The organism is Neisseria sp. MVDL19-042950, assembly GCF_030504625.1.
Lineage (GTDB): Bacteria > Pseudomonadota > Gammaproteobacteria > Burkholderiales > Neisseriaceae > Neisseria.
On the sequence record NZ_JAUKWH010000002.1, the window covers coordinates 234,910 to 261,758 of the forward strand.

Consider the following 26,849-nt stretch of genomic DNA (forward strand, 5'->3'; position numbering starts at 1 on the left):
CAGCATGATTGCCAAAGGCCGTCTGAAACCGGTTTCAGACGGCCTTTTGTCGGCAGGTCATATCCTAAAGCCCGTCGAATTCGGCTATAATTCCACTTTTTCGAGCAACGAAACATATCATGAAACACATACACATTATCGGTATCGGCGGCACATTTATGGGCGGCATTGCCGCTATTGCCAAAGAAGCGGGTTTTAAAGTAACCGGTTGCGATGCGAAGATGTATCCGCCGATGAGCACACAGCTTGAAGCCCTCGGTATCGGCGTTCACGAAGGATTCGATGCCACACAACTCGATACTTTTGAAGCGGATGTGTATGTGATCGGCAATGTGGCCAAACGCGGCATGGAAGTGGTGGAGGCCGTCTTAAATCGTGGATTGCCTTATATTTCGGGCCCTCAATGGTTGGCTGAAAACGTGTTGCACAGCCGTTGGGTGCTGGCCGTAGCCGGCACGCACGGTAAAACCACCACCGCATCCATGTTGGCATGGGTACTGGAATATGCAGGATTGGCTCCGGGCTTTTTGATAGGCGGCGTGCCGCAAAATTTCAGTGTATCGGCCCGTCTGCCTCAGATTCCGCGCCAAGACCCGCACGGGCAATCGCCGTTTTTTGTGATTGAGGCCGACGAATACGATACGGCGTTTTTCGACAAACGTTCCAAATTCGTTCACTACCGCCCGCGCACCTGCATTCTGAACAATCTCGAATTCGACCATGCCGATATTTTTGCGGACTTGGCCGCAATTCAAACCCAATTCCATCATCTCGTCCGCACCGTGCCGTCTGAAGGGCTGATTGCCTGCAACGGAACCGAACAAAGTCTGCGCAACACTTTAGATAAGGGGTGCTGGACTCCCGTAGCATTTTTCGGCAGTGAAAACGGCTGGCAGATAGCGAACGTGGGCGAAGACGGTTCATTTGATGTGTTGCTGGAAGGCAAGCGGGTAGGGCATGTGGCTTGGGATATTATCGGCGAGCACAACCGTATGAATGCACTGGCCGTTATTGCGGCTGCCCGCCATGCAGGTGTGGATATTCAGACGGCCTGTGAAGCGTTGGCGGAATTTAAAAACGTAAAACGCCGTATGGAAACCAAAGGCACGGTGAAAGGCGTTACGGTTTATGACGATTTTGCCCACCATCCCACCGCAATCACCACCACCGTAGCGGGTTTGCGGCAGAAGGTAGGCAAATCCCGTATTCTCGCCGTGTTGGAGCCACGCTCGAACACCATGAAGCTTGGCACGATGAAAGCCGCATTGCCGGAAAGTTTGACGGAAGCCGATTTGGTATTTTGCTATGCGGGCGGTGTGGATTGGGATGTTGCCGGCGCTCTTGCGCCGCTTGGCGGCAAATTGCACACAGGCAAGGATTTTGATGCGTTTGTGGCGGAAATTGTGAAGCACGCTCAAGAGGGGGATCATATTTTGGTAATGAGCAACGGCGGCTTCGGCGGTATTCACGACAAACTGCTTACCGCTTTGCAAGCCTGATGGGAAAATAATCATGAATTAGAAGGCCGTCTGAAAAGTATTTTCAGACGGCCTTTTGTTGCTGTGCGGCAAACTATATATTAAGCACGTTTGCGGAATTCGCCGGTGCGGGTGTCGATTTCGACTTTGTCGCCGTTTTCGATGTAGGCCATAACTTGGATTTCGGTGCCGCCGACCAAACGCGCGGTTTTCATCACTTTGCCTGAAGTGTCGCCTTTAACGGCAGGCTCGGTGTATTCTACTTCGCGCACGATGATGGTGGGCAGTTCTACGGAGATCGGGTTGCCTTCGTAGAAAGTTACTTCGCATACGTCTTCCATGCCGTCTACGATGAATTTCAGTGCGTCGCCGATGTTTTCGGCTTCGATTTCATATTGGTTGAACTCTTCGTCCATGAATACGTACATGGGGTCGGCAAAGTAGCTGTAAGTACAGTTTTTGCGGGCCAGAATCACGACGTCGAATTTGTCGTCGGCTTTGTAGATGGTTTCGGTGGCTGCGCCGGTCAGCAGGTTTTTCAGTTTCATGCTGACTTTGGCAGAGCTGCGGCCGCCTTTAATGTATTCGGTTTTTTGTACTACCATCGGGTCGTTGCCGACCATAAATACGTTACCTGCGCGCAGTTCTTGTGCGGTTTTCATGTTGTGTTTCCAATCAATGATTCGGTTAAAAATAAACGCGTTATTTTAGCGGTGTTCGATAAATTTGGCTAGTTTTTCGATGGCGGAAGGCTGTTTGAAAAGTGTGTTTTTCCAATCCGCGACACTTTGCCGCCATTCGTCGGCATGCCGCTGTAAGGTTTGCCATGCTTCGAGGCGTTGTGCGGGCGTTAGGGAGCGTGCGCCGTTGAGTTCGTCCGACAGGGCTTGATGTGCGGTCTGAATATTATCGGGGTAGTGCGTATAGGCTTTGTGCCAAAAGGCGTGCAGTTTGTCGATATGTACGGATTCTTCCTGCGGGTAGATGTGCCAGAAAAAGGGTTTGGCGGCGAACTGGGCGCGCACGAAGCTGTCTTCGCCGCGGATGATGAGGCCGTCTGAAAGGTGCAGCAGGCGGTCGAAATCGCTTTGCGGAATAAACGGGATTTTGATGAGCCGAACCGAGGCCGTCTGAAAAATGCTGCCGTCGCTGTTTAAGGCATGAGGCGGAATGGCACCCGCTTTTTTCAGGCTGTCGATGATTGGGTTGCCGGCCAACAATAGGGTAAGCGGCTGCCCGGCTTGCTGCCACATGGTCAGCCATTCTGCCCATGCAGGGCTGTGATAGCCGAACAGCAGCCATTCGGGGGCGGTTTTCGGAGGGAGTTTTAAGGTTTGGCGGAACGCGTGTTCGTCGAAACGGCAGTGTGTTTCGTAATCTCGTTCGCGCAGGAGGCCGCCGCTTCGTTCGCTGAACCCCATAAACCAGAAATATTTTTGCAGGCCGTCGGTTTGGGGCGAGGGCAGGCCATGGAGTTTTTCATTGCTGTCTTCGGCACTGAGATATTCCCAGTTGAGCCACAGCGGTCGGTGTCGGCGGATAACTGCCGAAACATCGGGCGGTAAATCGCAGGCGAAGGTTTCGATAACGATGCGCGGCGGCGGGGCGTTATCCAAGCCGTCTGCACGCTCTGCCTGCCATGTTCGCACGGTGATGTGTTGATGGGTGCAGGGCGTAGCGGGCAAATCGGGGCAAAGGGCACGCAGGGCGGCGGTATCGTCCACCCATAAATGCACCTGCCAGCCTAGCTCTCGGGTGAGCATTTTTGCCAGCCGCCACGACACGCCGATATCGCCGAAGTTATCGATAACATTGCAAAACAACCAGCAAATTTGAGGGGATTTATTTTCAGACGGCATAATGATCGGGCTTAAATATTGGTCGAATAAGGGTTTATGTTGATCTGGGGGTTGTCAAGAGTAAAAACAGCTTTTATCCACATTGGCAGTATCGTGATATGACACCGCTACGGCAGGAAGGCTTGACAACTTTAAAAACAACTTAAACAATTGATAAATATAAATTTTATAAAAAGGCTTAAATTTTGTGCAACCATGTGGAAAGCCTGATTTTTCGGGAAAAGTGCCTGTATTTCACATACTGTCCACAAACTTATCCACAGCTTTTGTGAGTAACCGTCAAAGGCTTGACCGGGCTTGATTTTAGGAATATGGCATATTTTGAAAGGTGCTAAATCGGGCTGTGTAAGAAGAGAAATTTTATGGTTGCAGCCTTTGTAGGCCGTCTGAAAACCGAGTTTTTACTTCAACATGGCAGGCGAATAATGTTATCTGTTTTCAGTCGTATTCATGAGCCGCAAGGCTTTCAGACGGCCTTGTTGAGGCAGGTATTCCGCCAGACCGATAAAATTGCCGTCTTCCGCATAAATCCGAACGGGCGTACTTTCCGGTAACTCTGCTTGATAGTCGGGCTGCCGACCGAATTTCAGCATTTTCACACTGCTTTCGGGCAGGGTGATGCGGGGCAGGTGGGAAACCAAAACGTCGCATGGCAATAGCAGCGCATCACGTTCGGGTTCGCTTAAAGTTGCCAATTGTTCGAGAGTATGGGTTTCGCTAATGGTAAAACCGGCGGTTTCGGTGCGGCGCAGGGCGGTCAGATGGGCGAAAGTGCCGATGTGTTTGGCGATATCTTCGCTCAGGGTGCGGATGTAAGTGCCTTTGCTGCAACGCACGTCGATAACGGCTTGGGGAGCGGTAAAACTTTTAATATCAATGGAGTAGATGATGATATCGCGCGGTTTGCGCTCGATAACGATGCCTTTGCGGGCATATTCGTAAAGCGGTTTGCCTTCGTGCTTGAGCGCGGAAAACATCGGCGGCACTTGGCGGATGGCGCCGGTAAGTGCTTGGCAGGCCGTCTGAAATTCCGCAAGGGAAATATCGGCGCGGGCGGTGGCAACGATTTCGCCTTCGGCATCTCCGGTGCTGGTAGCCTCGCCCAGCTTTAAGGTGGCAGTGTAGGCTTTATCGGCATCAAGCAGGTACTGGGCAAACTTGGTGGCTTCGCCGAAGCAGACCGGCAACAGGCCGGTAGCCAGCGGATCGAGCACGCCCGTGTGTCCGGCTTTTTCGGCACGATAAAGGCGGCGGGCTTTCTGCAAGGCGGTGTTGCTGGACAAGCCTGTGGGTTTGTCCAGCAGAAGCACGCCGTTTACGGGGCGTTTTTGCGGTTTGTTCATGCTTTCGGACGGCCTTAGTCTTCTACCGGTTTTTCTGCTGCAACTTGTTCGATCAGATGCGAAATACTCATGCCGCGCTCCAGCGATTCGTCGTATTTGAAGTGAAGCTCGGGGATTCGGAAAAGTTTGATGCGTTTGGCCAGTTCGCTGCGCAGATAGCCTTTGGAGTGCTCCAATGCTTCTTCGGTGATTTCGCGGGTGCTGTCGTCGAGCACGGTGTAATACACGGTGGCGTGGCTGTAATCGCGGGTAACGTCTACTTCGTTGATGGTGATGAAGCCTGCACGCGGGTCTTTCAGGCTGGTGCGCACCAGCTCCGCCAGTTCGCGCATAATCTGCTCTTTTACACGGTCTTGACGGGCATAGCCGCGTTGTGGTTTTCTCATGATATTCCTTAATAATCAATGATGCCGTCTGAAAAAGGTTTCAGACGGCCTGAGTAATCAATAGCCGTAATTATAGCTTAAAAGCGGATGGGGCGGATAAGGTAAGGCCGTCTGAAAAAGGTTTTCAGACGGCCTCGGTTATTTATGCCAAACCTAAATAGCTTTTTAAGTCTTTCCAAAATTGCGGTTCCAGCTTCAGCAGATAAGCAACCAACGGCAGGTTGCCCAAGGCCACAGCGAGATAAAGCAGCGTAATGCTGTCAAACAGCCACAGCAACGCGGCACTTATCAGCGCGGCGGTTACCATAAACATACCGTTGACGATGTTGTTGGCGGCGATGGCGTGGGCGCGGAAAGTGTCGGTGCTGGCGGTTTGCAGCCAAGTGTAAAGCGGCACGGAAAAGAAGCCGCCGAAAAAGCCGATGGCAATCATGGTGAGCATAACCGGATAGGCATTGGCTTGCGACAAAAACCACATGATTCCTTGCAGTTCGGTAAAGCGCCGGCCGTGGGTCAGCCAAACCAGCAGCAGGCCGCTGGCTGTCAATCCGATGGCACCGACCGTTACCAAGCCCAGATGCAAACGGTGGTGGCTGATTTTGGCACACAACACCGAACCTGCGGCAATGCCTATCGAAAACAGGGCCAACATCATGTTGAACACATTGTCGTTGCCGCCGAGATGGATTTGCGTGAAGGTCGGCAGTTGGGTGGTATAAACCGAACCGACAAACCAAAACCACGAAATGCCGATAATCGCCGCATACAGTTTGCGTTGGGCGAAGGTGTGCCGCAGCAACGTGAATGTACCGCGGATAATATTCGGCTCGATACGGGCTTCGGTGTCTTTGGCCGGTACGGAAGGCATAAACAGGCTCGTCAACGTGCCGCCGACCGCCACCAGCATCACCAACGTGCCGACAATATGCGGCGGCACGCCTGCCACGGCGGTGCCGAGAATCTGGCCGAGCAGAATGGCGATAAACGTGCCCGATTCAATCAGACTGTTGCCCATAATCAGTTCTTTATCGTTAAGGTAGTCGGGCAGGATGGCATATTTCAACGGGCCGAACAGCGTCGACTGCGTGCCCATGCAAAACAGGCAAAACAAAAGCAGCGGGGCGGATTGGATGTAGAAACCGAAAGCCGCCACCGACATCACCAAGATTTCCAGCAGCTTGATTATCCGTGCCAGATAGGCTTTGTCGAACTTGGTGCTGAGCTGTCCGGAAATGGCGGAAAACAGAAAATAAGGCAGAATAAACAGTAATGCGCCGAGGTTCAGCATTTGGCTGGCGGGCAAAATATCGTTTTTGCCCAAGCCGTAGAAGCTGATCATCACAAAAAGCGCGGTTTTGAACAGATTGTCGTTGAATGCGCCGAGAAACTGCGTGCCGAAAAGCGGTGCGAAACGACGTCCGGTAGAGAAGTTCAGATTATCTTTCAGGCTCATTTTGATTGTCTTTTTCTTGATCAAAGTCGGGATTCAGCCTGTCGGTAGAGTCATCATCCATCAGGATGCGGTGGGCAGGGCCTTCAAGGTCGTCGAATTGCCCGTTTTTACCCGACCACCAGAAAAAATAAGCAATCAGAAAAGCCAAAATAATGCTGATAGGAATCAGGATAAATACGCTTTCCATTACATCATTCCCGTTAAATCGTTAAGCACCAACGTTTGGCCGCCGATGCTGAAATATTCATTGCGGATTCGACCGATGGCGGATTCGTCGTCGAACAAAGCGACGCAGTCTTTCTCGACCGCCCAATAAAGAGGCTGCGCGGCATTTTGATAAGGCTCCAGCGCATGTACGGCAGCAGTGTTTTGCGGAGGTTGCTCGCTTTGCAGTTTTACCGCAAAACGGCCGCTTTGCGGCGGATTTTCCGATTCGTCGTCGGGCAACATAATCAAAAAGCCCAGATGTTCGCCTGCTTGGGTGTGGATGCTGAAGTAGTGCATGATGGTTTTCAGACGGCCTCAGATAAAGAATTTAAGTAATGTAATAGATTGAAGTATAAGGGATTGCTTGAAATCGGAAGGTTTCAGACGGCCTCTTATCCGCGCCCGCTGATTTTATCTGATAAACCCACTTCGTGCGGATTGATGCGGGCATTGTCTTCCTGCCCCAAACCAATCAATTTGCGTAAGCGCGTGATGTAGGCGTTCACATCCAACCCGCGCCCGAAGCGCTGCGCTTCCCAAATCGTTTCCGCCAGCGCATCGGCCATATCGTGTTCCGCTTTCACCCAGTCGCCCGCATGTTTCGCGCACAACTTTTCATGAATGGCACGGATACCCGGCGGCTGATTTATCGCCGCCTGCTCCTGTATCGAAAGATGCAGCGACATATGCAGAAAAGGATTGGTTTCGCCTGCCTCGGGTGTCCAGTTTTTATCCAGATAGTCTTCGATGTTTTCCAAGTAATGATGATATTCGGGATGTGCTTCGATAATCCGCAATGCTTTTTGCTGCAAGGCATCCATTTGCAAAGGCAGCATACGCTGCTGCCAGACTTGCGCAAAAAAACGGCGCACATCATGGGTGTTTACATCATACATGGTTTGAAATCCGCGGCTGTTGTTTTCAGACGGCCATTATAACCGATAAGGCCGTCTGAAACGCTTGCGGCAACATTCAGACGGCCTTATCAGATTTATTGGCAATTTATGTACAATCCGCGTATAATAAATTTTTCCTATCTGGGGGCGATCTTGGTTTCGACGGGGGTTGCGAAGCAGATGCGGGCATACCGGGGTCTCAGATTCCCGTAAAACACTGAACGAAAATAGTCGCAAACGACGAAACTTACGCTTTAGCCGCTTAAGGCTAGCCGTTGCAGCAGTTGGTCAATGGGCTGTGTAGCGCAAGCTACGGCAACGTCATTTTACATTGACTGGTTTTCTGTCGGGTTACTTGGCAGGAAATAAGATTTAAGGTAGCTGGTTTCCAAACAGCCTGTCTGTCGGCGGAATGGGAACGAGATTTTAAGTAGGCAAGACTAAGTATGTAGAACGCTTTGTAGAGGACTTTCGGACGGGGGTTCAATTCCCCCCGCCTCCACCAGATCAATACCCGTAAAACTTTTTGGTTTTGCGGGTTTTTTGCTGTTTGGAAACAGTAAGGTTCGTGAAAACGGCGAATTTAAGAACCGAATTTTTACTTCCGTTGCGTGGAAAAGAAGCGGATAAATTTGAAATACGTGATATTAAAGTGAATTTATCCGCATAATTTACATTATCTATACTTGCAGTAAGAACGGTTTTTATTTATATTTGCTTTTAATAATAAAACTAAGTCTCATTAATATTACAATATTACGGAATTAGGAGCACACAATGTTTGTATGTATTTGCAATGCCATTACAGACCGTCAAATTCAGGAAACCGTAGCAGCCGGTGCGAGCAGCTTGAGCGATTTGCAGGCTCAATTGGGCGTAGCCACTTGCTGCGGATGTTGCAGCGATCTGGCTGCTTCTTATTTAAATAGCAGCAATCAAACACAAAGCACTGTTACTGCAGGCATCAACGTACAAAGCTGATTGCCGGTTGTTGATCTTTTCAATGCAAAAGGCCGTCTGAAATTATTCAGACGGCTTTTATCGTTTGAGGATTTGGGGGGGGTTAGTAATGTATCACGCTGCGGATGGATTTTCCTTCATGCATCAGATCGAATGCTTTGTTGATGTCCTCCAGCGGCATGGTGTGGGTAATGAAGTCGGAAAGGGCGAATTCGCCGTTCATGTATTGCTGGATAATGCCCGGCAGTTCGCTGCGGCCTTTGACACCGCCGAATGCGGAACCGCGCCATACGCGGCCGGTAACCAGTTGGAACGGGCGGGTGCGGATTTCCGCGCCGGCGGGTGCCACACCGATAATCACGCTTTCGCCCCAACCTTTGTGGCAGCATTCCAGTGCCGCGCGCATGATGTCCACATCGCCGACGCATTCAAATGAAAAGTCCACGCCACCATCGGTCATGTCGATAATCACTTCTTGAATGGGTTTGTCGAAGTCTTTCGGATTGATACATTCGGTGGCACCGAGTTTTTCTGCCATCGGGAATTTGGAAGGATTGATGTCAATACCGATAATCCGGCTTGCTCCCGTCATTCTGGCGCCGATGATTGCAGCCAATCCGATGCCGCCCAAGCCGAAAATGGCTACGGTGTCGCCGCGTTTTACTTTGGCCGTGTTCATCACTGCGCCCATGCCGGTGGTTACGCCGCAACCGAGCAGGCACACTTCTTTTAAGTCGGCTTCGGGTTGGATTTTGGCTAAAGACACTTCGGCCACGACGGTATATTCCGAAAAGGTGGAGCAACCCATGTAGTGGTAAATCGGCCGGCCGTCTTTAAAGAAACGCACGGTACCGTCGGGCATCAGGCCTTTGCCTTGTGTGGCGCGTACCGAAGAACACAGATTGGTTTTGCCTGATTTGCAGAATTTGCATTCGCCGCATTCGGCAGTGTAAAGCGGAATCACGTGGTCGCCGGGTTTGACACTGGTAACGCCTTCGCCCACGGCTTCCACAATGCCTGCTCCTTCGTGGCCGAGCACGCAGGGAAACACGCCTTCGCTGTCTTGCCCGCTTAAAGTATAGGCATCGGTGTGACATACGCCGGTGGCGATAATGCGTACCAGCACTTCGCCTTTTTGCGGCGGCATCAAATCCAATTCTTCGATTTTCAGCGGTTCGTTCGGTGCCCAAGCAACCGCGGCACGGGTTTTAATGTAGTCCATAATGTTCTCCTGTCGGCTATGAATATTTCGGGAAGGCTTTGACATACACCACCCACTATATTTATTTGATATACGATTTCACCAATGCGATGGCATCGTCAATGCTTTGGTGCAGGGTTTGGTGTTGTGGGTTATCGCAGTTCGCATGGCCGAAAGATTCTCTCAAATGGCTTTCCATTACATCGCGCATCAGGCCGTTTACCGCGCCGCGCATGGCGGCAAGCTGTTGCAATACGTCGGAGCATTCGGCTCCGGATTCGATTTGTCTGCTCAAGGCTTCAGCTTGCCCCTGAATGCGGCGGAGGCGGTTGACGGCACGTTTTTTATCTTCCGGTGAATAGGGCATGATTCATCTCCATATACTATGGGGAGTATATAGAGAGAGTGGGGCAGAGTAAAGGAAACGGATGGTCGGATTTAACTAAAAAATGATATAAAACAAAATATTGAAATTTCTACATGCTTTAAAGAAACAATAGGCGAGAGGCCGTCTGAAAATCAATTTCAGACGGCCTCTCAAGAAAAAGAACATTGGAAAGTTATAAAAACTATACCACTCCTTTTTTCTCCAAATAGCTTTCGTAATCGCCCAGATAGTGTTCGTAACCGCCTTTACCGTCCAGTTCGATGATTTGGGTGGCCAGTGAAGATACAAACTGGCGGTCGTGCGATACGAAAATCAGCGTGCCTTTGTATTTTTCCAAAGCCATGTTTAAGGATTCGATGCTTTCCATATCCATGTGGTTGGTCGGTTCGTCCATAATCAACACGTTCGGTTTCAGCAGAATCAGCTTGCCGTAAAGCATGCGGCCTTTCTCTCCGCCCGAAAGCACCTGCACTTGTTTAACCACGTCGTTGCTGCCGAACAGCAAACGGCCGAGTGTGCCGCGGATAACCTGTTCGTCGTCGCCTTCCTGACCCCATTGGCGCATCCATTCGGTGAGGTTCATGTCTACATCGAAGTCGTTTTCGTGGTCTTGCGGATAGTAGCCGACGTTGGCTTTTTCCGCCCATTTGATGGTACCGGCATCGGGTTGGACACCTTCGCTGTATTCGGGATTGAATGCGCCGGCCAACAATTTCAGCAAGGTGGATTTACCGGCACCGTTGGGGCCGATAATCGCCAAACGTTCTCCGGCTTCCAAAATAAAGCTCAGGTTTTTAAACAATTGGTTTTCAAAGCGTTTGCTCAAGCCTTCCACTTCAACGGCTTGGCGGTGCAGCTTGGCTTTTTCGTCGGTTTCAAAGCGGATATACGGGTTTTGACGGGTAGACGGCTTCACTTCCACCATTTCGGCCTTGATCTTATCGGCCTGTTTCAAGCGGCTGGTGGCTTGGCGGGCTTTGGATTTGTTGGCCGAGAAACGTGCCACGAATTCTTGCAATTCTTGTAGTTTTTCTTTGGCTTTGGCGTTGTCGCGCATGGCGCGTTCGCGGGATTGTGCGGAAGCCAGCATGTAATCATCGTAGTTACCGGGGTAGATGGTGATGCTGTTGTAGTCTACGTCGGCCATGTGGGTGCACACTTCGTTCAAAAAGTGGCGGTCGTGCGAGATGATGATCATGGTCGAGTCGTATTGGTTCAACACGCCTTCGAGCCAGCGGATGGTGTTGATGTCCAAGTTGTTGGTCGGCTCGTCGAGCAACAATACGTCGGGTTTGGAGAACAAGGCTTGCGCCAACAATACGCGCAGTTTGAAGCCGGGAGCCACTTCGCTCATTTGGGCATTGTGCAATGATTCTTCGATACCTACGCCGCTCAACAGCTCGGCCGCGCGTGCTTCGGCGGTGTAACCGTCGTATTCGGCAAACTTGGCTTCCAATTCGGCGGCGCGCATGTAATCGTCTTCGGTGGCTTCGAGGTTGGCATAAATGGCATCGCGTTCGGTCATCGCCGCCCACATTTCGGTGTGCCCCATCATCACCACATCCAACACGCGCATGTCTTCGTAAGCGAATTGGTCTTGGCGCAGTTTACCCAAACGCACGCCGTTTTCGATGGCCACTTCGCCGCTGGTCGGCTCCAAATCGCCGCCGAGGATTTTCATGAAGGTGGATTTACCCGAACCGTTGGCACCAATCAGCCCGTAGCGGTTGCCTTCGCCGAATTTGACAGACACGTTTTCAAACAGCGGCTTCGCGCCGAACTGCATGGTTATGCCGTTGGTAGAAATCATTGATATAAACCTTTTGCAAAATGAAATATTTAAAGTGCGAGATTATAGCATATTTTGAAGGAAATCTTAACGCTGAGGCCGTCTGAAAACTTGCCCGAAGCGGGTAGGGAAATCGAAACAATTAAAGGCCGTCTGAAAGTTTTTCAGACGGCCTCTTGCAGTGCAAAATCTTATCAGGCTTGTTTGTTCCAACGTTCGATAGATTCTTTAATCACGGCTTTGGCTTCTTCAACATCGCCCCAGCTTTCGACTTTGGTGCAGCCCGGTTTTTTCAGGGCTTTATAGTTGTTGAAGTGGAATTCGATTTGTTTAATTAATTGCTGCGGCAAGTCGGCCAAGCTGTTGTAGGCGTTGCCGTTGCTGCGGTCGTCGGCAGGTACGCAAACGATTTTATCGTCCACTTCGCCGTCGTCGACAAATTTCATCACGCCGATGATTTTGGCTTCCAAGAATACGCCGGTAGACAAAGGTTGCTCGGTAATCAGCAATACGTCGAGTTCGTCGCCGTCTTCGTCAAGTGTTTGCGGAATAAAACCGTAGTTGGTGGGCTTGGCAAAAATGGCGGGTTCTACGCGGTCAAGTTGGAAAACGGCCAGTTTGCGGTTCCATTCGATTTTGTGGTTGCTGCCGGCGGGAATTTCGTTTACTACGTTGATGATGCCGCCGTCAACATCACCCGGCGTAAGAATCTTGTTAAAATCAGCCATAATCGGTTCCTTAAAATAGGGTTTGAACGGGCGTGAGTATAGCAGTTTTAAGGCGCGCGCTAAAGGCCGTCTGAAACAGGAAAACTTATTTTTCAGACGGCCTATGTTGTATAATGCGGCAGCATTTAATTGATTGGAAACCGCTATGTTGGCCAAAAAACTGATTCCCCATATCGACACCGTTTTACGTACCTTATTCGCGCCTGCCACAACCGGTCGCCCGTATCCCGATGCGGGTTTGGAAGAGGGCGAATTGAGCGAAGCGGAAAAGCGCCATGCTTTAGGGCTGATGCGGGTAAACCACGTGGGCGAAGTGTGCGCACAGGCTCTGTATCAAGGGCAGGCTTTGACCGCGCGCGACAAAAGCAACCGCGAAGCCTTGCAATACGCAGCCTATGAAGAAGTGGAGCATCTGGCATGGACGGAAAAGAGGGTAAAAGAATTAGGCGGACGTACCAGCCTGCTGAATCCCGTTTGGTATGCCGGCTCGCTGCTTATCGGTTTGGGAGCGGGCTTATTGGGTGATAAATGGAACTTGGGCTTTTTGGAAGAAACCGAAAATCAAGTAACCGCCCACTTGGAAGAGCATTTGGAAGGTTTGCCGGAGAAAGATGCCAAAAGCCGCGCCATCGTAGCGCAAATGCGTTTGGATGAAATGCAGCATGCCGACATGGCGCGCAACTTCGGTGCAGCGCCGCTGCCGTTGCCGGTAAAAGAAATGATGAAACTCACTTCTAAAATTATGACTACCATCAGCTATCGCATTTGATAGTCGGTTTGTTAAAAGCTAAAAGAGGCCGTCTGAAAAGTTTCAGACGGCCTCTTGCTATATCGAAATCATTGTTTATCGGATGAAATCAAACGTGGAAGCTCTCGCCGCAACCGCATTCGTCTTTCACGTTCGGGTTTTGGAACTTGAAGCCTTCCTGCAAGCCTTCTTTGGTGTAGTCGAGCTGTGTGCCGTCGAGGTAAACATGGCTTTTCGGATCGACAAACACTTTCACGCCGTAGCCTTCGAATACCAAATCTTCGGGCTGGATTTCATCCACAAATTCAAGCGTGTAGGCCATGCCGGAACAGCCGCTGGTTTTCACGCCCAAGCGAATGCCTTCGCCTTTGCCGCGCTTGGTAAGGAAGTTTTGGATATGGTTGGCGGCTTTTTCGGTTAATGTAATCATCGTCTTATCCTTTACGCTTATGTGCGGGTATTTCTTTGCTGCGGGTATTTGTTGTAGGGCGGGCATCCCTACCCGCCGTTGCATCACGAGCAAAATGTTATACGGTAAAAATTATTCATTTCCCCAAGCGGCGGGCAGGGATGCCCACCCTACGGTTTTTCAGACGGCCTTTATGAGCTTGAGGCCGTCTGAAAATTAATTTTGCGCCTTAGCCCATTCTACCGCTGCGGCAATGGCCGCTCTGGCTTGCGGGCTGTTTTTCCAGCAGGTTGAACCGGTTAACGCTGCGCCTTGCTGCAAAATATCGTCCACATCTGCCGCGGCGAGTTTGGCGGTGTCGTCCAAGCCCATTTGCTGCAAGCGTTGCAAAATGGTTTTGCCCACGCCTTTTTGTGCCAGCAGGGATTGCTGTTGTTCGGGAGTGAAGGGCATGGCGATCACCTTGTTTTTAAATGCGTTTGTGTGTTCAGACGGCCTATTTCAATTGGCTGTCTTTACTGCCGCGGCGGTTGTAGGCCGTCTGAAAAGCCTGTTGCTTGTCGGCTTGTTCTTGGCAGGCAATACATAACTGTACACCCGGCAAGGCTTGGCGGCGGGCTTCGGGAATCGGTTCGCCGCATTCGATACATTCGCGAGCACTTTCACCTGCGGGAAGGTGTTGCCGAACCAAAGCCAGCGCATCTTCCAGCGAGGCTTCGATTTGCTCTTGCTCCGCGCCGTCCGGCGCCCAGCCGCCCGCCATGTTGTTTAGCCTTATTCCGCGCCGTGTTTCTTTTTGTAGTCGGAAACTGCGGCTTTAATCGCGTCTTCCGCCAAAATCGAGCAGTGCACTTTTACCGGCGGCAATTCCAATTCTTCGGCGATTTCGCTGTTTTTAATCGCCAAGGCTTCGTCAAGGCTTTTGCCTTTTACCCATTCGGTGATCAGTGAAGAAGAGGCGATGGCGGAGCCGCAGCCGTAGGTTTTGAACTTGGCATCTTCAATCACGCCTTGGTCGTTCACTTTGATTTGCAGTTTCATCACGTCGCCGCAGGCAGGCGCGCCGACCATGCCGGTGCCGACCGATTCGTCGTTTTTGTCGAACGAGCCGACGTTGCGGGGGTTTTCGTAATGATCAATCACTTTGTCACTATATGCCATGATGTGGGTTCCTTGTGTATATATTGGGTTATTCGGTTTATTTAAGGCCGTCTGAAAAAGAATTCAAGTATTCAGACGATGTTATATGTTTGATAAATCAAAAGTTTTTAATTTATCGGTTGCAGTATTCAGTAGGTTGGGCTTTCAACCCAACCTACGCCTGTTGGTTTTTAGTTCGAAGGTCGCTTGTTATTTTTAAGATGAAGCTTTAGAAATAGCTGCAGCATCAAGTTCAAAGCCTGACGCTTGCAATCTATCAGCTAATTTTGGCACGGTTTCTTTTACATGTTTATTAAAAGGAATATATAAAATACCTTGTGCATCAGATGGGGTTTCTAAATATCCTTTTTGTAAAATGGCAACATTTCTTCTTCCTATGGAAGACAACAACATGCCCATTTCTAATACTACATTTTGTCTAGCTCGTGGTTTAATATTTTCTGAGCCTTCTGATTGAGAGTAGCCTAAATCATCAGGTGTTAGTAGAACAATGCCAAATTTTGTTTTAGTAGCAGAACCTATCTCATTTTCTAATGCTTCTATAATAGTTAAACCAGAACCTCCTGTATTTTGTAATACAAAAGGTTCTAGTCCGAGTTTATGTAAAATAAGCTCTAGTTGTTCTCTTGCATTTTCATCGTGCCCATGAACAACAAATACTTTCTCCTTGGAACCATTGGATTTAAATGTGGATGGGGATATTGCTGAGTTTTGTTTTTGAGTAATTGTTTCTACCTGCTGAATCATGACGGGCCGGGTATGCTCCGTATTATTATCGTCTAATATGGTATTGATTTTAGACTGTAACGCTGATTTAGCAGTAGAAGCTCCTTGGCACTGAAGCGTTTTCGTTGAAGGATACCAATTCAGAATCCCACCATCTTGCATTCTAAATTGGATAAAATTATCTGTTTCTTTAATTTCAAATGAGTATCCTAATTGCTGTAATTTATCTTGTAATTCAGCTTTTGTACCAGAAAATTTCATAATTCAACACCTCGAATTCAATTAAATTTTTAGCAAGGCGTAGCCTTTATGCAGAGGAACGGCATAGTCTCTCATGTGTTTTGTATTGCTCACTCGCAGCATGCGTGCCTTTGGGTATACACTCGACGAAAAATAGTTTACAAGGCCGTCTGAAAAATGTGTTTTGTTGGCTTCGAGAACCGGCGCACCGTTTCAGACGGCCTCACGCATCAATCTTAATGCTCCGCCCACTCAACCGTATTCAAATCAATCCCTTCTTTAAACATTTCCCACAGAGGAGAGAGTTCGCGCAGTTTGCCGATTTTGGATTTAATCAGTTCGGCGGCGAAAGCCACTTCTTCTTCGGTAGTCATGCGGCCGAAGGTGATGCGCAGGGAAGAGTGCGCCAGTTCATCGTTGCGGCCTAATGCGCGCAAAACGTAGCTGGGTTCCAGCGAGGCGGAAGTACAGGCGGAGCCGCTGGATACGGCGAGTTCTTTTACGGCCATGATCAGGCTTTCGCCTTCGACGAAGTTGAAGCTCACATTAAGGTTGGTGGCGACGCGGTGTTCCAAATCGCCGTTGATATACACTTCTTCAATACCTTCGATGCCTTTGAGGAAGATTTCGCGCAGCTTGAGGGCGTGGGCGATGTCTTGTTCCAATTCCAAACGTGCCAAGCGGAAGGCTTCGCCCATGCCGACGATTTGGTGGGTGGGCAGGGTGCCGGAGCGGAAGCCGCGTTCGTGGCCGCCGCCGTGGATTTGAGCTTCGAGGCGTACGCGGGGTTTACGGCGTACATAGAGTGCGCCGATGCCTTTGGGGCCGTAGATTTTGTGGCCGGACATGGAAAGCAGGTCGACTTTGGCGGCTTCTACGTCCACAGGGGTTTTGCCGCAGGCTTGGGCGGCATCTACGTGGAAGATGATTTTGTTTTCGCGGCAGATGGCACCGATGGCGGGAATGTCTTGAATTACGCCGATTTCGTTGTTGACCCACATCACGGAAATGAGGATGGTATCGGGGCGGATAGCGGCTTTGAGTTCTTCCAAATCAATCAGGCCGTTTTCTTGCACGCCGAGGTAGGTAACTTCAAAGCCTTGGCGTTCGAGTTCGCGCATGGTGTCCAAAACGGCTTTGTGCTCGGTTTTAACGGTGATGAGGTGTTTGCCTTTGGTTTTGTAGAAGTGCGCCGCGCCTTTGAGGGCGAGGTTGTTGGATTCGGTGGCACCGCTGGTGAAAACGATTTCTTTGGAATCGGCGTTAATCAGTCGGGCGATTTCGTTGCGGGCGTTTTCTACTGCTTCTTCCGCCGTCCAGCCGAAGCTGTGGCTGTTGGAAGCGGGGTTGCCGAAAAGCTCGGTCAGGTAGGGAATCATTTTTTCGGCTACGCGCGGGTCAACGGGGGTGGTGGCGGCGTAATCAAGGTAAATCGGGGTTTTAACGGTCATGGTTCGGTCTCTTTCGTTTTTATATTTCGGTATTTAGTGGATGTGGGTGAAGGTAACGACTTTGCCGTTGCTTTCGTTTTTCTGGTCGACGATGTTTTGCAGGGTAACGCTGCTTAAGTAGTCGTGAATGGTTTTGTTCAGGCTTTCCCACAATTCGTGGGTCAGGCAGGCGGTGCCGTTGTGGCAGTCTGCTTTGCTGCCGCATTTTGTGGCATCGAGTTTGTCTTCGGCGGCGGTAATGATTTGGGCGATGTTGATGCTTGATGCTGGTGCGGCGAGAATATAACCGCCGCCGGGCCCGCGCAGGCTCTCTACCAAGCGGGCACGGCGCAGTTTGCTGAACAGTTGTTCCAGGTAGGAAAGGGAAATATTCTGCCGCTCGCTGATGGCGCTGAGTTTGACTGCGCCGTTTTGCGCGTGCATCGCCAAATCTATCATGGCAGTAACGGCAAACCGTCCTTTGGTGGTTAATCGCATGATGGTGTTTGTGGTTTATGTATTAGTATAGTGTTGCGAATTGTCTAATATCTGAGTGTTTTAGTCAAGTAATCTAAAGGCTGTTATGATTGCTTGTTTTTATGGGGAAGATAAAAATGTTTGTAGTGGTTTGTTGTTTAGATTTTGTATTTGCAGGTGATTTAGACTGAATATATTTCAGACGGCCTCTGAGGGGTGTACGGAAGGAAAATTTCAGGCGAAAAAAGCATTTGCAATATTCGGTGGCTTGGTATAGATTTATGTCTGATTGTCTTCGGATTCATAATGCCGTCTGAACGTTCTAAGACGGCTTTGTTTTATATATCCGAAATGCAGCTATTCCAATAACACAATACAACAAACAATACACTGAGGTAAGCTAAGTATGAAACGCGATTTGAGCAAAATGACCTGTATTGAGGACTTGCGCCGTGTTGCACAACGCAAAGTGCCGAGAATGTTTTACGATTATGCCGACTCCGGTTCGTGGACTGAAACGACTTATCGTGACAATACCACTGATTTTCAAAAGATTAAATTCCGCCAGCGAGTGTTGGTAAATATGGAAGGCCGCAGCTTGGCAACTAAAATGGTTGGCCATGATGTGAAAATGCCGGTAGCCATCGCACCGACCGGTTTTACCGGCATGCAGCATGCCGACGGTGAAATTTTGGCTGCACGTGCGGCGGAAAAATTCGGTATTCCGTTTTCTTTGTCTACCATGTCGATCTGCTCAATCGAAGATGTTGCCGAAAATACCAGTGCACCTTTTTGGTTCCAACTGTATGTAATGCGCGACCGTGAATTTATGGAAAACCTGATTAAGCGCGCTCAGGCGGCCAAATGTTCCGCATTGATTTTAACCGCCGACTTGCAGGTTTTGGGTCAACGCCACAAAGATATTAAAAACGGCCTGTCTGCACCGCCTAAACCGACGCTGGCCAATTTGATTAACTTGGCAACCAAGCCCGAGTGGTGCATGAAAATGCTGAACACTGAGCGCCGCACGTTCCGAAATATTGTCGGCCATGCCAAAAATGTGGGCGATTTGTCTTCATTGTCTTCTTGGACTTCGGAACAGTTCGACCCGCGCTTGAGTTGGGATGATGTTGCCCGCATCAAAGATTTGTGGGGCGGCAAGCTGATTATCAAAGGTATTATGGAACCGGAAGATGCCGAATTGGCCGTGAAGAGCGGTGCGGATGCGATTGTGGTGTCCAACCACGGTGGCCGCCAGCTTGACGATACCATTTCTTCTATCAAAGCCTTGCCGGATGTGGTAAGTGCAGTTGGAAGCGATATCGAAGTATGGTTGGATAGCGGTATCCGCAGCGGCCAAGATATCCTCAAAGCATGGGCGCTGGGTGCCCGTGGTACGATGATCGGTCGTGCATTCCTTTATGGTTTGGGAGCTTACGGTGAAGATGGCGTAACCCGCGCATTGGAAATCCTGTATAAAGAAATGGATGTTTCTATGGCGTTTACCGGCCATCGTGATATTCAAAATGTAACTAAAGATATTCTGGTAAAAGGCACTTATTAATTTAAGTTTTCTTTTAGTGGTAATAAAACGGCTAAATCATTCTTGAGAAGATTTAGCCGTTTTTTTGTGGATATATTGAATGTGTGAGGGAATGATTTCAACTTGCAGGTAAGAATACGTCTGAAAAGAAAGCTTCGGAAGGTAGCTTGCATTTTTCTTTCAGCAGCTTTTTTGCATCCGTGATCATTGCCATCGAACCGCAGGCATACACTTCGTAAGTGTGTAAATCAGGGTAATCCTCGGCAACAAGATTTTGAACATAGCCTATGGCTCCCTTCCAATCATTTTGCGGGCGGGAAAGCACGGGAGTGAAACGGGCTTGGGGCAGTTGAGAGATCAAATCAGCAGCAGTTTGCAATTGGTATAAATCGGCTTCTGTTCTTGCTCCCCAGTAAAAATGTACGGAACGTTTATCGCCGTTAATGATCATGCTCTGCAATATACTGGCAATAGGGGCAAATCCTGTGCCTGTGGCAAGCAAAATTATAGGGGCATTAGTTTTTTGGAGAGTGAACGTACCTAAAGGGCCGCGAATACGCATGATGGATTTTTCTTTTAAGACGGCCTTTTCACCAAACAACATCTCAGAAAATAATCCACCTTCCCGATATCGGACATGCAATTCCATCATGTCGGTTCGGCAGGGGCTGCTGGCAATTGAATAACTACGGCTGTTGCCGTCTTTTAACAGCACATCGATATATTGTCCCGGCCAAAATGCAAATGGAGGTGCTTTGGGTAAAGCCAATGTAATGATGGCTACATCGCGAACACGATTGATGTTTGAAATCCGAGCGGGAAAGGTTTTGACGGGCGGGGTATTTATACCGTTATAGCCGGGCACTTTCAACTCTATGTTACTTTCCGCTGTGCTGCAACACATCAAGATTTTGCCCTTTTTTTGTTCTTCCTTGCTTAATGCCATTTCAGCATGCGGTCCTTGCTTGACGTAACCGTTGAGTACCTCAGCCTTACATTGGCCACAAATACCGCTTTGGCAAGAGTGGGGCAGATTGAAATTTTGCTGCTTGGCCGCATTCAATATCGGTTCGCCGGCTTCAACGCTAAAAGTCGCATGATCCGGCACAAGGGTAACAATGTAAGACATAAGTTGCGGAAGATAAAATTGTTTATCGGAAGGGCTTTAAAGGCTTCAGGCCGTCTGAAAATATTCAGACGGCCTCTTTAGATGTTACACAATCAAGCCAGTTTTGCTTTCAGCAATTCCTGCACCTGCTGCGGATTGGCTTTGCCTTTGCTGGCTTTCATCACTTGGCCCACCAGTGCATTAAAGGCTTTTTCCTTGCCGGCTTTGAATTCTTCCACCGATTTGGCGTTGTCCGCCAACACTTCGTCGATGATTTTCTCAATCGCACCGGTATCGGTCATTTGTTTCAAACCGTCGCGTTCGATAATGGCTTCGGCATCTAAATCGCTGCCCCACATCGCTTCAAACACCTGTTTGGCGAGTTTGTTGCTTAATGTGCCGTCGGCGATTTTCGCTACCAACCCGGCCAAGCGGTCGGCCTGAATCGGGCTTTCAGACAGGCTTAAACCTTCTTTGTTCAAGGTAGCAGCCAATTCGCCGTTCATCCAGTTTGCTACCAATTTACCTTGTCCGCTGGTTTGGGCGGCGGTTTCAAAGAAAGCGGCTTGTGAACGGCTGGCGGTCAACAAACGGGCATCGTAGTCGCTCACGCCGAAATCGCAGATAAAGCGTTGCGCCATTTCAGACGGCAGCTCCGGCATTTCGCTGCGGGCGCGTTCCATTTGCTCGTCGGAAATGATCACCGGCAGCAAGTCGGGATCGGGGAAATAGCGGTAGTCGTGCGCATCTTCTTTCAGGCGCATCACGCGGGTTTCGCCTTTATCGGGGTCGAACAGCATCGTTGCCTGCTGTACTTTGCCGCCGTCTTCCAAAATCTCAATTTGGCTTTCCACTTCATAGTTAATCGCCTGCTCCAAGAAGCGGAAAGAGTTTAAGTTTTTGATTTCACGACGAGTACCGAATTCCTGCTGGCCTTTCGGGCGCACCGATACGTTGGCATCGATACGGAACGAGCCTTCCGCCATATTGCCGTCGCAAATATCCAACCACGTTACCAAACCGTGTAAAGCTTTGGCATAAGCCACAGCCTCGGCGGCGGAACGCATTTCCGGCTCGGAAACCACTTCCAGCAAAGGCGTACCGGCGCGGTTGAGGTCAATGCCCGTTGCACCGCTCAAACCTTCATGCACCGATTTGCCCGCATCTTCTTCCATGTGCGCACGGGTTACATTGATGGTTTTGACTTCGCCTCCCACCATAATCTCCAATTTGCCGTGTTCCACAATCGGCAAATCCAACTGGCTGATTTGATAGCCTTTGGGCAAATCGGGGTAAAAGTAGTTTTTACGGTCGAATACGTTTTTGCGGTTGATTTTCGCATCCAAAGCCAAACCGAGTTTGATGGCTTTTTCCACCACTTCGCGGTTCATCACCGGCAACACACCTGGCAAAGCGCATTCCACTACACTAGCATGCGCGTTCGGCTCGGCACCGAAAGCGGTAGAAGCACCGCTGAAAATTTTGGATTTGGTATTTAATTGGACATGGATTTCCAGTCCGATTACGGTTTCCCAGGTCATAAAGAATCTTTCAAAATCAAAGAATATTTTAAAATTTAAGTAGATAGGTCGGATATGAAACCCATATCCAGTAATTCTTGTTTTAACATTGCGCACCACTTAGGCAGTTTGGTTTCCATTTGCATCAGATTTTTATTGTGTAACCAAAAAATGATTTTAGGCTTGTCATCCGAATTATCGTAAATAAAGACCTCGTCACAAAACGGCAAAACTAAAGGCAGATTTGTCCGACTGATTTCATAACGATGCCGTATTGTCTGCTCGTCAATAAAATGTCCGCCCGCCGCTACTCGTGCAGCCACACGCTCTACGTTCAACTCCACATCGGCTACACCCACATAATTTAGCCGCACATAAAACCCGTATTGTTTGGCTTTTTTGATTCGCTGCACAATGGAATGGCCCGATAAAGTGGATTCCATTGAAAAAGAAATACGCTTCTCTAAAGCAAATTTAAACAGCTTGAGTGCTTCTTTTTCCGCTTCAAAATCTACTGAACGTGGTGCTGCAGGATGAATTTGTGCCGCAATATGATCGGAATCGATAATGATTTGAACAGCATCCTGATTAAATGAACGCAATGTGGATTTTCCAGCACCATTCGTGCCACAGTAGAAAACAGCTAAATTATTTGACGGCATATTTAATAACTTTTTCTTTGCCATCAGGATAATGACGTATCAAATCACCGTTCTCACGAAGGTATACCACAACTTCACGCTGTTTTTTATCTGCCATCCATGCGTTGAACACAACATGAAGCTGGCGTTGTTTTTCTAAAAGTTCTTCGCGCTTAGTCATTAGAAACTCCTTTTTATTACCAATCAGGATTATTTGGCATTACTTTCCTATACCGTCCTCGACCAGAAAATTCAATCATGTTTTGATCACGCAAAATTTGCAGCTGTTGGCGGATTTTGTCTTTAATGTGGTTGTTTTCAGGAAATTGGATAGCCAATTGCTGCTCAAACGCATACACCTGTTTTAACTCAAATTGCTCAGGCAGTTTTTCAATACATCTCATTATTGCCAAGAGCCAGCCCTTGTTTTTAGATTGCTGCTGCCTTAAAAACAAATTAGTCTGCCATTGCTCGTGTACTTTTTCAGGCTCAATGATTTGCTGCTTGTGAACCAACAGTATCTTGCCACCTTCAGGTAGTTTGCCGATATCAATTGTGCAACCTACCCATCCTGCTCGTTTGGCTGTTTCTGATAAAGGTTTGCGGCGGATAATCATATCGACAGTAATAAAATGCTTGGGAACAAGCATTAATTGCTGCACGGAATAATCTGATTTTCTGTACGACAGAAAAAAGAAGTTCGGGTTATCGTCGGCCTGAATACGCTCAATCATGGTTTGATATGCGCCATCATTGATTTTTTTACCTACTGATTTGCCGTTCTTGCTTTTCAATTCAAATTGTTCTTCGCATTGATGGCAAAGAAAATCTTGTACAGGTCGGTTATTTTCTACCTTTTTAATTGGTTTGCGGCCGCAACTCGGGCAATAAACATTTTCGGCCATCCAGTTTTCCGACAACACACGGGCAATTTGAGATGCACTTTTATAGCCTTCGGCTAACCGAGTATTGAATTGCAAATTCATTTTCAGACGGCCTCATTATTTTCAGGTAGCCCTCTATTAAACTCCGGCAGGCGTCTTAATATGCCATTCACTCTCCAACTGCATCTGATGCGCCACGCCCAGCAATTTCGCTTCGGCAAAATAATTGCCAATCAATTGCACGCCAATCGGTAGGCCGTCTGAAGAGAAGCCTGCGGGGAGGGTCATGGCGGGGAGGCCGGCGAGGTTGACGGCAATGGTGTAGATGTCGCTCAGATACATTTGCACGGGGTCGTTGATGTCGCTGCCCAGTTTAGGCGCGGCGGTCGGTGCGGTCGGTGCAAGGATGATGTCGCATTGCTGTAAGGCCGTCTGAAAATTGTTGGCGACCAAGCGGCGCAGTTTTTGGGCTTTCAGGTAGTAAGCATCATAGTAGCCGTGGCTGAGTACATAGGTGCCGATCATGATGCGGCGTTTGACTTCGCTGCCGAAACCTTCGGCGCGGGTATTGCTGTACAGCTCTTCCAAGTTGCCGAACTGCTCGGCGCGGTGGCCGTAGCGCACGCCGTCGTAGCGCGACAGGTTGGTGCTGGCTTCGGCGGAGGCGAGTACATAATAAGCGGGGATGGAAAGCTCGGTTTGCGGCAGGCTCACTTCTATCATTTCCGCGCCTTGTGCTTTTAATAGGTCGATGGCCGTCTGAACGGTTTTTTGTACGTCTGCTCTCATGCCTTCGCCGAAATATTCTTTGGGCAGGCCGACTTTCAAGCCTTTAAGGGGTTGGTTCAGGTCTCGGGTGTAGTCTTCTTTGGCGCGTTCCAAGCTGGTGGAATCGCGTTCGTCAAAGCTTGCCATGGCGTTGAGCAGAATGGCGCAGTCTTCGGCGGTTTGCGCCATCGGGCCGGCTTGATCGAAGCTGGAGGCGTAAGCCACCATGCCGAAACGGGAAACTACGCCGTAAGTGGGTTTCAGGCCGGTGATGCCGCAATGTGAGGCGGGTTGGCGGATGGAGCCGCCGGTGTCTGAGCCTAAAGCTGCCGGTGCCAAACGGGCCGCTACCACGGCTGCGGAACCGCCGGAAGAACCGCCGGGCACGTTTTCTAAATTCCACGGGTTTTTGGTGGCGCCGTAGAACGAAGTTTCGTTAGTCGACCCCATGGCAAATTCATCCATATTGGTGCGGCCGAGGGTTACCATGCCTTCGTTGAGCAGGTTTTGAACCACTGTAGCTGTGTAAGGGGAAATGAAATTGTCGAGCATTTTGCTGGAGCAGGCGCTTTTCCAGCCTTTTTGGCAGAAGATGTCTTTATAGGCAATGGGTACGCCGGTGAGAATGCCTGCGTTGCCGGAGGCGATGCGCTCGTCTGCAGCTTTGGCTTCGGCGAGCGTGAGGTCTTTGTCTAAAGTGATGTAGCCGTTGATGGCGGGGTTTCGGGCATCAATGGCGTTTAAGTATTCTTGTGCCAGCTCGGTGGAGGAGATTTGTTTGTTTTGCAGCAGTTCGCTAGCCTGTTTTAAGGTATATTGAGTCATGTTCGTCTTTCAACCATTTTTCAGACGGCCTTTGAAGTATATGATTGAAGAGGCCGTCTTAAAATATTGTGAATTTGCGCCGGTACCAAATTTAGATATTATCCGTCTGGCTTTATTATTCTTCAATCACTTGAGGTACGATATATAGGCGGTTGCGCACTTCGGGTGCGACTGCTTGATATTCGGCGGCATGGTCGGTTTCTGTAACGGTATCTTCCCGTAGGCGTAGAGCTAATTCATGTGGATGGGCCATGGGTTCAACGCCTTCGGTATCAACGGTTTGCATTTTTTCTACTAAAGCAAAAATATCATTTAATTCTTGAAAATTTTGCGCTTTTTCTTCTTCTGTAAGGCTCAGGCGGGAAAGTTTGGCTATTTTTTCCACATCACTTAAGGTCAGGGCCATAAAAAAATCCTTAATTTTCGATTAGCAAAATACTTAATATAAGGTATCATTGCGTGTTTCTTCAATGAAGCAAAGAATTATAACCGAAAACCAATGCTGCGGCATGGCGAATTTCAGCAAGTTCCACTTCAAGCAGGCCGTCTGAAAAGCCATGCCCATCCGCTTTCTGCATCCCTTAAAAATATTGTTATTGAATTTATTCTGTTCAGGAAATCCCCATGTTTCGCTTTTTGACCCGCTATTTCTCTAATGACCTCGCTATTGATTTGGGCACAGCCAATACTTTGATTTATATCCGTAATAAAGGTATTGTTTTGGACGAACCTTCGGTAGTTGCCATGCAAACCGATGCTTCCCACGGTAAAAGTGCTATTTTGGCGGTGGGCACGGAAGCAAAAAAAATGTTGGGCCGCACGCCGGGCAGTATTCAAGCTATCCGCCCGATGAAAGACGGTGTGATTGCCGATTTCAATGTTACCGAGAAAATGCTGAAACAGTTTATTAAAAAAGTGAACAACAGCCGTTTTGCAGCAGCCCCGCGTATTGTCATTTGCGTGCCTTGCGGTTCGACACAAGTGGAACGTAAAGCCATTCGGGATTCAGCATTGGCGGCAGGTGCTTCGACAGTTAATCTGATTGAGGAACCAATGGCTGCGGCGATTGGTGCAGGTTTACCGATTGAAGAAGCTACCGGCTCTATGGTGGTCGATATCGGTGGCGGTACCACTGAAGTGGGAGTGATTTCTTTAAGCGGTGTGGTGTATTCGCATTCCATCCGTGTGGGCGGTGATGCGTTTGATGAAAGTATTATCAATTATGTGCGTCGCAATTACGGTATGTTAATCGGTGAGGCTACCGCTGAAGAAATTAAGAAAAGCATCGGTTCGGCTTTCCCGGGGATGGAAGTAAATGAAATTGAAGTAAAAGGCCGCAATTTGGCAGAGGGTATTCCGCGTGCCTTTACCATCAGTTCCAATGAAGTATTAGAAGCATTAACCGAGCCGTTGAATCAAATTGTTCAATCGGTAAAAAATGCTTTAGAACAAACGCCGCCTGAATTGGGAGCGGATATTGCCGAGCGCGGTTTGGTGCTGACAGGTGGTGGCGCTTTACTGAAAGGACTCGACCGTTTATTGGCAGAAGAAACCGGCTTACCTGTGATGATTGCCGAAGATCCGCTTACTTGCGTGGCACGCGGTTCAGGTAAGGCGCTGGATATGATTGGTAAATTGAATTCTATATTCGTGGTTAATCCGTAATTTTGAATGCCGCCTG

31 protein-coding genes and 1 other RNA gene are annotated in these 26,849 nt (G+C 49.1%); 6 read left to right on the plus strand and 26 right to left on the minus strand.

What is annotated here, in order from left to right; translation table 11 throughout:
- Window positions 1–119 precede the first annotated feature (119 nt).
- Entirely contained in the window at window positions 120–1,499 is a 1,380-nt protein-coding gene (mpl, locus tag Q0X97_RS02745) for a UDP-N-acetylmuramate:L-alanyl-gamma-D-glutamyl-meso-diaminopimelate ligase (RefSeq protein ID WP_302065619.1), read from the plus strand.
- A gap of 80 nt (window positions 1,500–1,579) precedes the next feature.
- On the opposite strand, the gene efp is transcribed toward mpl, so the two are convergent.
- The 8 genes from efp to Q0X97_RS02785 form a co-directional block, all read right to left on the minus strand.
- A complete protein-coding gene (gene efp, locus Q0X97_RS02750; protein ID WP_085359345.1) occupies window positions 1,580–2,140 on the minus strand; it encodes an elongation factor P in 561 nt (186 codons plus the stop codon).
- 45 nt (window positions 2,141–2,185) lie between these two features.
- Window positions 2,186–3,337, minus strand: a complete 1,152-nt coding sequence (gene earP / locus Q0X97_RS02755; RefSeq protein WP_302065618.1) for an elongation factor P maturation arginine rhamnosyltransferase EarP — start codon at window positions 3,335–3,337, stop codon at window positions 2,186–2,188.
- Window positions 3,338–3,765: 428 nt separating this feature from the next.
- Window positions 3,766–4,680: a tRNA pseudouridine(55) synthase TruB gene (gene truB, locus Q0X97_RS02760; protein ID WP_302065617.1), complete on the minus strand. Its 915-nt coding sequence runs from the start codon at window positions 4,678–4,680 to the stop codon at window positions 3,766–3,768.
- 14 nt (window positions 4,681–4,694) lie between these two features.
- A complete protein-coding gene (gene rbfA, locus Q0X97_RS02765; RefSeq protein ID WP_302065616.1) occupies window positions 4,695–5,066 on the minus strand; it encodes a 30S ribosome-binding factor RbfA in 372 nt (123 codons plus the stop codon).
- Window positions 5,067–5,208: 142 nt separating this feature from the next.
- Window positions 5,209–6,519: an MFS transporter gene (locus tag Q0X97_RS02770; protein ID WP_302065615.1), complete on the minus strand. Its 1,311-nt coding sequence runs from the start codon at window positions 6,517–6,519 to the stop codon at window positions 5,209–5,211.
- Window positions 6,503–6,706 carry a cbb3-type cytochrome oxidase assembly protein CcoS gene (gene ccoS / locus Q0X97_RS02775; RefSeq protein WP_302065614.1) on the minus strand — a complete coding sequence of 68 codons (204 nt, stop codon included), beginning with the start codon at window positions 6,704–6,706 and terminating at the stop codon, window positions 6,503–6,505. The genes Q0X97_RS02770 and ccoS overlap by 17 nt, the downstream gene beginning before the upstream one ends.
- A complete protein-coding gene (locus Q0X97_RS02780; protein ID WP_107928236.1) occupies window positions 6,706–7,023 on the minus strand; it encodes a hypothetical protein in 318 nt (105 codons plus the stop codon). The genes ccoS and Q0X97_RS02780 overlap by 1 nt, the downstream gene beginning before the upstream one ends.
- Before the next feature lie 95 nt (window positions 7,024–7,118).
- A complete protein-coding gene (locus Q0X97_RS02785; protein ID WP_302065613.1) occupies window positions 7,119–7,622 on the minus strand; it encodes a DUF1841 family protein in 504 nt (167 codons plus the stop codon).
- 143 nt (window positions 7,623–7,765) lie between these two features.
- Between Q0X97_RS02785 and ssrA the strand changes: the two genes are divergently transcribed.
- Both ssrA and Q0X97_RS02795 read left to right on the plus strand, forming a co-directional pair.
- Window positions 7,766–8,127: a transfer-messenger RNA gene (ssrA, locus tag Q0X97_RS02790) on the plus strand.
- Between the two features lie 272 nt (window positions 8,128–8,399).
- Entirely contained in the window at window positions 8,400–8,603 is a 204-nt protein-coding gene (locus tag Q0X97_RS02795) for a (2Fe-2S)-binding protein (RefSeq protein WP_302065612.1), read from the plus strand.
- 82 nt (window positions 8,604–8,685) lie between these two features.
- On the opposite strand, the gene Q0X97_RS02800 is transcribed toward Q0X97_RS02795, so the two are convergent.
- From Q0X97_RS02800 to Q0X97_RS02815, 4 genes are all read right to left on the minus strand, one after another.
- Window positions 8,686–9,804, minus strand: coding sequence for an S-(hydroxymethyl)glutathione dehydrogenase/class III alcohol dehydrogenase (locus tag Q0X97_RS02800; RefSeq protein ID WP_302065611.1), 1,119 nt, complete (start codon window positions 9,802–9,804; stop codon window positions 8,686–8,688).
- 61 nt (window positions 9,805–9,865) lie between these two features.
- A complete protein-coding gene (locus Q0X97_RS02805; RefSeq protein ID WP_302065610.1) occupies window positions 9,866–10,150 on the minus strand; it encodes a metal-sensing transcriptional repressor in 285 nt (94 codons plus the stop codon).
- 202 nt (window positions 10,151–10,352) lie between these two features.
- Window positions 10,353–11,981 (minus strand): ABC-F family ATPase, encoded by a 1,629-nt coding sequence (locus Q0X97_RS02810; protein ID WP_302065609.1) that lies wholly within the window; start codon window positions 11,979–11,981, stop codon window positions 10,353–10,355.
- Window positions 11,982–12,154: 173 nt separating this feature from the next.
- Entirely contained in the window at window positions 12,155–12,688 is a 534-nt protein-coding gene (locus Q0X97_RS02815) for an inorganic diphosphatase (protein ID WP_302065608.1), read from the minus strand.
- Window positions 12,689–12,833: 145 nt separating this feature from the next.
- On the opposite strand from Q0X97_RS02815, the gene coq7 reads away from it, so the two are divergent.
- Window positions 12,834–13,457 (plus strand): 2-polyprenyl-3-methyl-6-methoxy-1,4-benzoquinone monooxygenase, encoded by a 624-nt coding sequence (coq7, locus tag Q0X97_RS02820; protein ID WP_302065607.1) that lies wholly within the window; start codon window positions 12,834–12,836, stop codon window positions 13,455–13,457.
- An 88-nt stretch (window positions 13,458–13,545) separates the two neighbouring features.
- Here coq7 and iscA read toward each other — a convergent pair whose 3' ends face one another.
- From iscA to iscR, 7 genes are all read right to left on the minus strand, one after another.
- Window positions 13,546–13,866: an iron-sulfur cluster assembly protein IscA gene (gene iscA, locus Q0X97_RS02825; protein ID WP_302065606.1), complete on the minus strand. Its 321-nt coding sequence runs from the start codon at window positions 13,864–13,866 to the stop codon at window positions 13,546–13,548.
- A 195-nt stretch (window positions 13,867–14,061) separates the two neighbouring features.
- Entirely contained in the window at window positions 14,062–14,298 is a 237-nt protein-coding gene (locus tag Q0X97_RS02830; protein WP_004284917.1) for a hypothetical protein, read from the minus strand.
- Window positions 14,299–14,341: 43 nt separating this feature from the next.
- The gene (locus tag Q0X97_RS02835; RefSeq protein WP_302065605.1) at window positions 14,342–14,608 is read right to left on the minus strand and encodes a DksA/TraR family C4-type zinc finger protein; all 267 of its coding nucleotides are present in this window, start codon (window positions 14,606–14,608) and stop codon (window positions 14,342–14,344) included.
- A gap of 11 nt (window positions 14,609–14,619) precedes the next feature.
- The gene (gene iscU, locus Q0X97_RS02840) at window positions 14,620–15,006 is read right to left on the minus strand and encodes a Fe-S cluster assembly scaffold IscU (RefSeq protein ID WP_085362860.1); all 387 of its coding nucleotides are present in this window, start codon (window positions 15,004–15,006) and stop codon (window positions 14,620–14,622) included.
- 195 nt (window positions 15,007–15,201) lie between these two features.
- Window positions 15,202–15,993 carry a nucleotide-binding protein gene (locus tag Q0X97_RS02845; RefSeq protein WP_302065602.1) on the minus strand — a complete coding sequence of 264 codons (792 nt, stop codon included), beginning with the start codon at window positions 15,991–15,993 and terminating at the stop codon, window positions 15,202–15,204.
- A 215-nt stretch (window positions 15,994–16,208) separates the two neighbouring features.
- Complete coding sequence (locus Q0X97_RS02850) at window positions 16,209–17,423, minus strand: IscS subfamily cysteine desulfurase (protein ID WP_302065601.1); 1,215 nt, start codon at window positions 17,421–17,423, stop codon at window positions 16,209–16,211.
- A 33-nt stretch (window positions 17,424–17,456) separates the two neighbouring features.
- A complete protein-coding gene (iscR, locus tag Q0X97_RS02855) occupies window positions 17,457–17,900 on the minus strand; it encodes a Fe-S cluster assembly transcriptional regulator IscR (protein ID WP_302065600.1) in 444 nt (147 codons plus the stop codon).
- A 385-nt stretch (window positions 17,901–18,285) separates the two neighbouring features.
- Here iscR and Q0X97_RS02860 point away from each other — a divergent pair, with 385 nt between their 5' ends.
- The gene (locus Q0X97_RS02860; RefSeq protein WP_302065599.1) at window positions 18,286–19,443 is read left to right on the plus strand and encodes an alpha-hydroxy acid oxidase; all 1,158 of its coding nucleotides are present in this window, start codon (window positions 18,286–18,288) and stop codon (window positions 19,441–19,443) included.
- Between the two features lie 97 nt (window positions 19,444–19,540).
- On the opposite strand, the gene Q0X97_RS02865 is transcribed toward Q0X97_RS02860, so the two are convergent.
- From Q0X97_RS02865 to gatC, 7 genes are all read right to left on the minus strand, one after another.
- Complete coding sequence (locus Q0X97_RS02865) at window positions 19,541–20,551, minus strand: 2Fe-2S iron-sulfur cluster-binding protein (protein WP_302065597.1); 1,011 nt, start codon at window positions 20,549–20,551, stop codon at window positions 19,541–19,543.
- Window positions 20,552–20,643: 92 nt separating this feature from the next.
- Window positions 20,644–22,071: an Asp-tRNA(Asn)/Glu-tRNA(Gln) amidotransferase subunit GatB gene (gatB, locus tag Q0X97_RS02870; RefSeq protein WP_302065596.1), complete on the minus strand. Its 1,428-nt coding sequence runs from the start codon at window positions 22,069–22,071 to the stop codon at window positions 20,644–20,646.
- 35 nt (window positions 22,072–22,106) lie between these two features.
- Window positions 22,107–22,736 carry a zeta toxin family protein gene (locus tag Q0X97_RS02875; protein WP_302065595.1) on the minus strand — a complete coding sequence of 210 codons (630 nt, stop codon included), beginning with the start codon at window positions 22,734–22,736 and terminating at the stop codon, window positions 22,107–22,109.
- A complete protein-coding gene (locus Q0X97_RS02880) occupies window positions 22,699–22,872 on the minus strand; it encodes a hypothetical protein (protein ID WP_302065594.1) in 174 nt (57 codons plus the stop codon). Before Q0X97_RS02880 ends, Q0X97_RS02875 begins: the two co-directional genes overlap by 38 nt.
- Window positions 22,873–22,888: 16 nt before the next feature.
- On the minus strand, window positions 22,889–23,677 hold the full coding sequence (locus Q0X97_RS02885; RefSeq protein WP_302065593.1) for a DpnI domain-containing protein: 789 nt from the start codon (window positions 23,675–23,677) through the stop codon (window positions 22,889–22,891).
- A 36-nt stretch (window positions 23,678–23,713) separates the two neighbouring features.
- Window positions 23,714–25,168, minus strand: coding sequence for an Asp-tRNA(Asn)/Glu-tRNA(Gln) amidotransferase subunit GatA (gatA, locus tag Q0X97_RS02890; protein ID WP_302065592.1), 1,455 nt, complete (start codon window positions 25,166–25,168; stop codon window positions 23,714–23,716).
- Window positions 25,169–25,283: 115 nt separating this feature from the next.
- A complete protein-coding gene (gene gatC, locus Q0X97_RS02895; protein ID WP_302065591.1) occupies window positions 25,284–25,574 on the minus strand; it encodes an Asp-tRNA(Asn)/Glu-tRNA(Gln) amidotransferase subunit GatC in 291 nt (96 codons plus the stop codon).
- 218 nt (window positions 25,575–25,792) lie between these two features.
- Here gatC and Q0X97_RS02900 point away from each other — a divergent pair, with 218 nt between their 5' ends.
- The gene (locus Q0X97_RS02900) at window positions 25,793–26,833 is read left to right on the plus strand and encodes a rod shape-determining protein (protein WP_107879142.1); all 1,041 of its coding nucleotides are present in this window, start codon (window positions 25,793–25,795) and stop codon (window positions 26,831–26,833) included.
- The last annotated feature ends 16 nt before the right edge of the window (window positions 26,834–26,849 follow it).

What these genes read in the sequence shown, in the direction of transcription:
- mpl (WP_302065619.1), top strand. Translation starts at nt 120, where the DNA reads ATGAAACACATACACATTATCGGTATCGGCGGCACATTTATGGGCGGC.
- efp (WP_085359345.1), bottom strand. Translation starts at nt 2,140, where the DNA reads ATGAAAACCGCACAAGAACTGCGCGCAGGTAACGTATTTATGGTCGGC.
- earP (WP_302065618.1), bottom strand. Translation starts at nt 3,337, where the DNA reads ATGCCGTCTGAAAATAAATCCCCTCAAATTTGCTGGTTGTTTTGCAAT.
- truB (WP_302065617.1), bottom strand. Translation starts at nt 4,680, where the DNA reads ATGAACAAACCGCAAAAACGCCCCGTAAACGGCGTGCTTCTGCTGGAC.
- rbfA (WP_302065616.1), bottom strand. Translation starts at nt 5,066, where the DNA reads ATGAGAAAACCACAACGCGGCTATGCCCGTCAAGACCGTGTAAAAGAG.
- Q0X97_RS02770 (WP_302065615.1), bottom strand. Translation starts at nt 6,519, where the DNA reads ATGAGCCTGAAAGATAATCTGAACTTCTCTACCGGACGTCGTTTCGCA.
- ccoS (WP_302065614.1), bottom strand. Translation starts at nt 6,706, where the DNA reads ATGGAAAGCGTATTTATCCTGATTCCTATCAGCATTATTTTGGCTTTT.
- Q0X97_RS02780 (WP_107928236.1), bottom strand. Translation starts at nt 7,023, where the DNA reads ATGCACTACTTCAGCATCCACACCCAAGCAGGCGAACATCTGGGCTTT.
- Q0X97_RS02785 (WP_302065613.1), bottom strand. Translation starts at nt 7,622, where the DNA reads ATGTATGATGTAAACACCCATGATGTGCGCCGTTTTTTTGCGCAAGTC.
- Q0X97_RS02795 (WP_302065612.1), top strand. Translation starts at nt 8,400, where the DNA reads ATGTTTGTATGTATTTGCAATGCCATTACAGACCGTCAAATTCAGGAA.
- Q0X97_RS02800 (WP_302065611.1), bottom strand. Translation starts at nt 9,804, where the DNA reads ATGGACTACATTAAAACCCGTGCCGCGGTTGCTTGGGCACCGAACGAA.
- Q0X97_RS02805 (WP_302065610.1), bottom strand. Translation starts at nt 10,150, where the DNA reads ATGCCCTATTCACCGGAAGATAAAAAACGTGCCGTCAACCGCCTCCGC.
- Q0X97_RS02810 (WP_302065609.1), bottom strand. Translation starts at nt 11,981, where the DNA reads ATGATTTCTACCAACGGCATAACCATGCAGTTCGGCGCGAAGCCGCTG.
- Q0X97_RS02815 (WP_302065608.1), bottom strand. Translation starts at nt 12,688, where the DNA reads ATGGCTGATTTTAACAAGATTCTTACGCCGGGTGATGTTGACGGCGGC.
- coq7 (WP_302065607.1), top strand. Translation starts at nt 12,834, where the DNA reads ATGTTGGCCAAAAAACTGATTCCCCATATCGACACCGTTTTACGTACC.
- iscA (WP_302065606.1), bottom strand. Translation starts at nt 13,866, where the DNA reads ATGATTACATTAACCGAAAAAGCCGCCAACCATATCCAAAACTTCCTT.
- Q0X97_RS02830 (WP_004284917.1), bottom strand. Translation starts at nt 14,298, where the DNA reads ATGCCCTTCACTCCCGAACAACAGCAATCCCTGCTGGCACAAAAAGGC.
- Q0X97_RS02835 (WP_302065605.1), bottom strand. Translation starts at nt 14,608, where the DNA reads ATGGCGGGCGGCTGGGCGCCGGACGGCGCGGAGCAAGAGCAAATCGAA.
- iscU (WP_085362860.1), bottom strand. Translation starts at nt 15,006, where the DNA reads ATGGCATATAGTGACAAAGTGATTGATCATTACGAAAACCCCCGCAAC.
- Q0X97_RS02845 (WP_302065602.1), bottom strand. Translation starts at nt 15,993, where the DNA reads ATGAAATTTTCTGGTACAAAAGCTGAATTACAAGATAAATTACAGCAA.
- Q0X97_RS02850 (WP_302065601.1), bottom strand. Translation starts at nt 17,423, where the DNA reads ATGACCGTTAAAACCCCGATTTACCTTGATTACGCCGCCACCACCCCC.
- iscR (WP_302065600.1), bottom strand. Translation starts at nt 17,900, where the DNA reads ATGCGATTAACCACCAAAGGACGGTTTGCCGTTACTGCCATGATAGAT.
- Q0X97_RS02860 (WP_302065599.1), top strand. Translation starts at nt 18,286, where the DNA reads ATGAAACGCGATTTGAGCAAAATGACCTGTATTGAGGACTTGCGCCGT.
- Q0X97_RS02865 (WP_302065597.1), bottom strand. Translation starts at nt 20,551, where the DNA reads ATGTCTTACATTGTTACCCTTGTGCCGGATCATGCGACTTTTAGCGTT.
- gatB (WP_302065596.1), bottom strand. Translation starts at nt 22,071, where the DNA reads ATGACCTGGGAAACCGTAATCGGACTGGAAATCCATGTCCAATTAAAT.
- Q0X97_RS02875 (WP_302065595.1), bottom strand. Translation starts at nt 22,736, where the DNA reads ATGGCAAAGAAAAAGTTATTAAATATGCCGTCAAATAATTTAGCTGTT.
- Q0X97_RS02880 (WP_302065594.1), bottom strand. Translation starts at nt 22,872, where the DNA reads ATGACTAAGCGCGAAGAACTTTTAGAAAAACAACGCCAGCTTCATGTT.
- Q0X97_RS02885 (WP_302065593.1), bottom strand. Translation starts at nt 23,677, where the DNA reads ATGAATTTGCAATTCAATACTCGGTTAGCCGAAGGCTATAAAAGTGCA.
- gatA (WP_302065592.1), bottom strand. Translation starts at nt 25,168, where the DNA reads ATGACTCAATATACCTTAAAACAGGCTAGCGAACTGCTGCAAAACAAA.
- gatC (WP_302065591.1), bottom strand. Translation starts at nt 25,574, where the DNA reads ATGGCCCTGACCTTAAGTGATGTGGAAAAAATAGCCAAACTTTCCCGC.
- Q0X97_RS02900 (WP_107879142.1), top strand. Translation starts at nt 25,793, where the DNA reads ATGTTTCGCTTTTTGACCCGCTATTTCTCTAATGACCTCGCTATTGAT.